7 protein-coding genes and 1 pseudogene are annotated in these 4,908 nt (G+C 67.7%); 5 read left to right on the top strand and 3 right to left on the bottom strand.

The features are described from left to right. A pseudogene (locus tag VN856_RS01775) lies at positions 1-178 on the top strand (acyl-CoA synthetase); the annotation flags it as partial. A 43-nt stretch (positions 179-221) separates the two neighbouring features. Here VN856_RS01775 and VN856_RS01770 read toward each other — a convergent pair. Both VN856_RS01770 and VN856_RS01765 read right to left on the bottom strand, forming a co-directional pair. Continuing rightward, positions 222-635: a PPOX class F420-dependent oxidoreductase gene (locus VN856_RS01770; protein ID WP_325685551.1), complete on the bottom strand. Its 414-nt coding sequence runs from the start codon at positions 633-635 to the stop codon at positions 222-224. A gap of 23 nt (positions 636-658) precedes the next feature. After that, positions 659-1,219 carry a TetR/AcrR family transcriptional regulator gene (locus VN856_RS01765; protein WP_325685549.1) on the bottom strand — a complete coding sequence of 187 codons (561 nt, stop codon included), beginning with the start codon at positions 1,217-1,219 and terminating at the stop codon, positions 659-661. A gap of 87 nt (positions 1,220-1,306) precedes the next feature. Between VN856_RS01765 and VN856_RS01760 the strand changes: the two genes are divergently transcribed. Beyond that, entirely contained in the window at positions 1,307-2,239 is a 933-nt protein-coding gene (locus VN856_RS01760; RefSeq protein WP_325685547.1) for an aldo/keto reductase, read from the top strand. Positions 2,240-2,242: 3 nt separating this feature from the next. On the opposite strand, the gene VN856_RS01755 is transcribed toward VN856_RS01760, so the two are convergent. Continuing rightward, positions 2,243-2,947 (bottom strand): VIT family protein, encoded by a 705-nt coding sequence (locus VN856_RS01755; protein ID WP_325685545.1) that lies wholly within the window; start codon positions 2,945-2,947, stop codon positions 2,243-2,245. Between the two features lie 40 nt (positions 2,948-2,987). On the opposite strand from VN856_RS01755, the gene VN856_RS01750 reads away from it, so the two are divergent. The 3 genes from VN856_RS01750 to VN856_RS01740 all read left to right on the top strand — a co-directional run. After that, positions 2,988-3,446: a nitroreductase family deazaflavin-dependent oxidoreductase gene (locus VN856_RS01750; protein ID WP_325685543.1), complete on the top strand. Its 459-nt coding sequence runs from the start codon at positions 2,988-2,990 to the stop codon at positions 3,444-3,446. Positions 3,447-3,448: 2 nt separating this feature from the next. Further along, entirely contained in the window at positions 3,449-4,351 is a 903-nt protein-coding gene (locus VN856_RS01745) for a 1,4-dihydroxy-2-naphthoyl-CoA synthase (protein ID WP_325685541.1), read from the top strand. Between the two features lie 98 nt (positions 4,352-4,449). Further along, positions 4,450-4,908 (top strand): SDR family NAD(P)-dependent oxidoreductase (locus VN856_RS01740; protein WP_325685539.1); only part of this gene is annotated, 459 nt, incomplete at its 3' end.

Below are 4,908 nucleotides of genomic sequence, written 5' to 3'. Positions count from 1 at the left end.
CGCGATCGAGGCGATGACCTCCGAGATCCAGGCCGCGGTCAAGGACCGCAAGGGTTCGGTGCAGTCACCCAAGCGGATAGAGATCGTCGACGCGCTGCCGTTGACCGGGCTGGGCAAGCCGGACAAGAAGGCCGTGCGGGCACGCTTCTGGGAGGGCGCCGGCCGCGCGGTCGGCTGAGTTCGGCTCGGGTGTGCGGCTGGACGCACACTCGGCATTGAGGTTAGACGCCGACCCCGCCGACTTTGTCGATGCGGATGTGGGTCACGTATCCCGGCGGCGCATCCTTTGGCGGAAACACGTTGGGGTCCAACAGTTCTTCTGACAGCTGCTCGAGCAGCTCGGGGGCGCCGCCCTCCTCGATGTGCGCGGTCCCGTCGATCGAGATATACGACCGCAGGGATTTGCCCACGTCTCCGGGATTCACAATCGTCACTGCGACGCGAGGATCGTGGCGGACATTGCGGACCTTCTTGTGCTCGGCGAGATGGCCGGTGACCAGCTCGTCGCCGTCGGGTGTGGATCGCAACGCCACCCAGACCACGCTCACCTGGGGACTGCCGTCGGGATTCAGGGTGACCAGGGTGGCGTCGGCGCCGTTGCCGATCAGTTCACGCGCAGCATCGTTGAGTTTCATGCCTGCTTCTACCACGCGCGGGGTCAATTGATTCCCGGCTTGGCGACACCGGCCACCAACAGGTCGAGCAGCCGGCCGGTCTGCTCGGACGAACCGCTAGCCAAGAAGATGCCGATCAGGCTGGACACCACGTCGTCGGCCTGCACATCGGAGCGCAGGCTGCCGTCGTCGGCACCAGCCCGCAGCAGCAAGTCGATGGCACCGGCGATGCTGTCGCGGGTCTGGCTGGGCTGCATCGCGCCGGAGTCGAACATCGCGTGCAGCGACTCGGCCATCCCGCGCTTGGCGGCGACGAAGCTCGCATAGCGGTCCATCCACCGGCGCAGCGCAGCCTTCGGCGGATACCGTTTCAGCAGCCGTTCGGCGGCAGCGGCCACTTCGGCCAGCTCAGTCCGGTAAATCGCCTCGACCAGCGCCTCACGATTGGGGAAATGGCGATACAGCGTGCCGATGCCGACACCGGCATCGCGGGCAATCGACTCCAGCGACACCGGCCGCCCGTCGGCCACCGTGAATGCCGCGGTCGCCGCCTCGAGCAGCTTCTCCCGATTGCGGCGGGCGTCGGACCGAACACTCTCAACCAAAGCGGAGGATCCTCCGTTTCTGCTACAGTCGAACAAACGGAGGGTCCTCCGCATTTCTACCAGTGTCTCACGAACGACAGGAGCACCATGACTGACAAGCCACACCCCGGCGGCGCCGGCAGCATCGGCACCTACCCGGTCGCCCGAGTCGGCTACGGCGCCATGCAACTGTTCGAGACCTCGCCTGACGACGCGGTCGCGGTGCTCCGCCGCGCGGTCGAACTCGGCGTCAACCACATCGACACCGCATCGTTCTATGGTCCCGGCGAGGTGAACCGCCGGATCCGTAAAGCGTTGGCGCCCTTCCCCGATGACCTCGTCATCGTCAGCAAGGTGGGTGCGCGATACACCGGCGAGGAACCGATACCGCTGGGTGCGGCCCAACGGCCCGCCGAGCTGCGTGCCGCCGTCGAAGACGACCTGAGCCAACTGGGCATCGACCGGATACCGGTGGTGAACCTGCGCCGGATGGACCTGGGGCCGGGCGTGCAGGCCGAGGGCGACCAGATCGTCGACCTCGACGACCAGCTGGCTGAGATGATCGCGCTGCGCGACGAAGGCAAGATCGGCGGGATCGGCGTCAGCAGTGTGCCGCTCGCGATCCTGCAGCGCGCCCTGCCCGCCGGCATCGCCTGCGTGCAGAACTCCTACAGCCTGATGGACCGCTCGCAGGAGGAGATGATCGAGGTCTGTACGGCCGAGAACATCGCCTGGGTGCCGTATTTCCCGCTCGGGTCGGCATTTCCGGGTTTCCCCAAGGCATCCGACAACGCGGTGGTGATCGACATCGCCGGCGAGGTCGGCGCCACACCGGCTCAGGTCGGTCTGGCCTGGCTGCTGGCGCACGCGCCGACGACGTTGCTGATCCCGGGTACGCGGTCGATCGCGCACCTCGAGGAGAACCTCGGCGCGGGCGACGTGACGCTGGACGCCGAGGCGATCGCCCGGCTCGACGCCGTCACCGCGCCGGGATCCAGCGCCATGCCGGACGGCATCGAGGGGTTTCTCGAACAGGATTAGTGGTCAGCCGATCGCGGCGCCGACCAGATGGCCGATCAGGTAGGTGATCGCCAGGGCCAGTCCCCCGCCGACGAAATTACGCAGTGCCGCATGGTGTTTCGGCGCCCCACCAAGTCTGGCCGAGACCGCCCCGGTGATCACCAGAGCTAACAGCACCGCCGCGACCGTGATCGGGATCCGCAGTGCGACCGGTGCGACCAGGATGGCGATCAGCGGCAGCAACGCGCCCACGCCGAACGACAAGGCCGACGACAGCGCGGCCTGCCACGGGTTGGTCAGCTCCGCAGGATCGAAGCCGAGCTCGACCTCGGCGTGCGCGACCATCGGATCGTGGTCGGTGAGTTCCTCGGCGGCGGTGCGTGCGGTCGCCGCCGACAACCCCTTGGCCTCGAGCAACGCCGCGAGTTCGTCCAACTCTGCGCTGGGGTCGGTCCGAAGCTCGCGCCATTCCTGCTGCAGCAGAGCCTGTTCGGTGTCGCGCTGCGCGCTGACCGAGACGTATTCACCGAGTGCCATCGACACCGCGCCGGCGGCCAACCCGGCGATTCCGGCGGTCATGATCGGGCCGCGCGCCACGGTCGCCGCGGCGACTCCGACGACGATGCCTGCCGTCGAGACAATCCCGTCGTTGGCGCCCAGAACCCCCGCGCGAAGCCAATTCAGGCGTGCCGAGACCGAACCCAGATGGGGTTCATGCGGATGGGACACGGGGCAAAGACTAGACAACGTCAGCGGGTACCGTCGCGGTATGAGCAGCAGCGAATCGGTCCGGCCGCCATGGTGGCTCAAACCGGCCAACAAGCTCTTCATCCGAATGTCGCGGCTGGGCCTGAGTTTCGGCGGCGAGAGCCCGGTCGTGCTGACGGTGGCCGGACGCAAATCGGGACGTGAGCGCTCGACTCCCGTTACCCCGATGGCCGTCGGCGGCCACGAGTACGTCGTCGCGGGATTTCCCGGTGCCGACTGGGTGGCCAACGTCCGCGCCGCCGGCGAAGCTACCGTCGCTCGCGGCCGAAGTGTTCGACGGGTCAGAATGGTCGAACTGTGCGCCGATGATGCCCGCCCGGTGCTGCGGGTGTTCCCCGAAGAGGTGCCCAGCGGAGTCGGTTTCATGAAGCGCGCCGGCCTGGTGACCGAAGGCCGACCGGAAGAATTCGAAGCACTGGCCGGCCGCTGCGCGGTCTTTCGACTGGACGGAATTCAATAACCTTGAGCGACAATCCCTTTCACGCTGATGAATGGAAGCCGGTCGATGGATTCGGCGACCTGACCGATATCACCTACCACCGGCACGTCGCTGACGCGACCGTGCGGGTGGCGTTCAACCGGCCCGAGGTGCGCAACGCGTTTCGCCCGCACACCGTCGACGAGCTCTACCGCGTGCTCGACCACGCCCGGATGTCGCCCGACGTCGGGGTGGTGCTGCTGACCGGAAACGGGCCGTCACCGAAGGACGGCGGTTGGGCGTTCTGCTCCGGCGGCGATCAGCGCATCCGCGGCCGCAGCGGCTACCAGTACGCCGCGGGCGAGACCGCGGACACTGTCGACGCCGCCCGGGCCGGCCGGCTGCACATCCTCGAGGTGCAGCGGCTGATCCGGTTCATGCCCAAGGTGGTGATCTGCGTGGTCAACGGCTGGGCCGCGGGCGGTGGGCACAGCCTGCACGTGGTCTGCGACCTGACCCTGGCCAGCCGCGAGCACGCCCGGTTCAAGCAGACCGACGCCGACGTCGGCAGCTTCGACGGTGGCTACGGCAGCGCGTACCTGGCTCGACAGGTCGGCCAGAAATTCGCCCGCGAGATCTTCTTCCTCGGCCGGCCCTACACCGCCGAGCAGATGCACCACATGGGCGCGGTCAATGCCGTCGTCGACCACGCCGAGCTGGAGTCGGAGGCCATTCAGTGGGCCGCCGAAATCAACGCGAAATCGCCTCAGGCGCAACGGATGCTGAAGTACGCGTTCAATCTGCTCGACGACGGGCTGGTGGGCCAACAGCTGTTTGCCGGTGAGGCCACCCGGCTGGCATACATGACCGACGAGGCCGTGGAGGGCCGCGACGCGTTCCTGGAGAAACGTCCGCCGGATTGGAGCGCGTTCCCGCGCTACTTCTAACGATGGCTCGTCGAGCGTGACGTTGGCGTCACCGCGGAGGCCGAGCGTGACGCCAGCGGCACGATCGAGCCGGTCGGCGCCACCTAGACTCCTGACTTGTGAGTAAGAATCCACTGCGCCGACTGGCCGACCAGATCACGATGGCGAGCATGCGCCCGCCGCTGACCCCACGTCTGCTGCCCGGGTCAGGCGGCACCAAGATCGACCTCGCCGGCAAGCGCGTCCTGCTCACCGGGGCTTCGTCCGGCATCGGCGAACGGGCCGCCGAACAGTTCGCCCGCCGCGGCGCCACCGTGGTCGCGGTGGCCCGCCGTCAGGATCTGCTCGACGAGCTGGTCGGCCGCATTACCGAAAACGGCGGCGACGCGACGGCGATCTCCTGCGACCTGTCCGATCTGGATGCCGTCGACGCGCTGGTCGCCGACGTCGAGCAGCGCCTCGGCGGAGTGGACATCTTGATCAACAACGCCGGGCGGTCCATCCGCCGGCCGCTGGCCGAGTCGCTGGAGCGCTGGCACGACGTCGACCGGACCATGGTGCTCAACTACTACTCCCCG

This window comes from Mycobacterium sp. (assembly GCF_035603715.1).
Classification (GTDB): domain Bacteria; phylum Actinomycetota; class Actinomycetes; order Mycobacteriales; family Mycobacteriaceae; genus Mycobacterium.
This window is presented reverse-complemented; position numbering and strand designations above follow the sequence as displayed.

What these genes read in the sequence shown, in the direction of transcription:
- VN856_RS01760 (WP_325685547.1), top strand. Translation starts at nt 1,307, where the DNA reads ATGACTGACAAGCCACACCCCGGCGGCGCCGGCAGCATCGGCACCTAC.
- VN856_RS01750 (WP_325685543.1), top strand. Translation starts at nt 2,988, where the DNA reads ATGAGCAGCAGCGAATCGGTCCGGCCGCCATGGTGGCTCAAACCGGCC.
- VN856_RS01770 (WP_325685551.1), bottom strand. Translation starts at nt 635, where the DNA reads ATGAAACTCAACGATGCTGCGCGTGAACTGATCGGCAACGGCGCCGAC.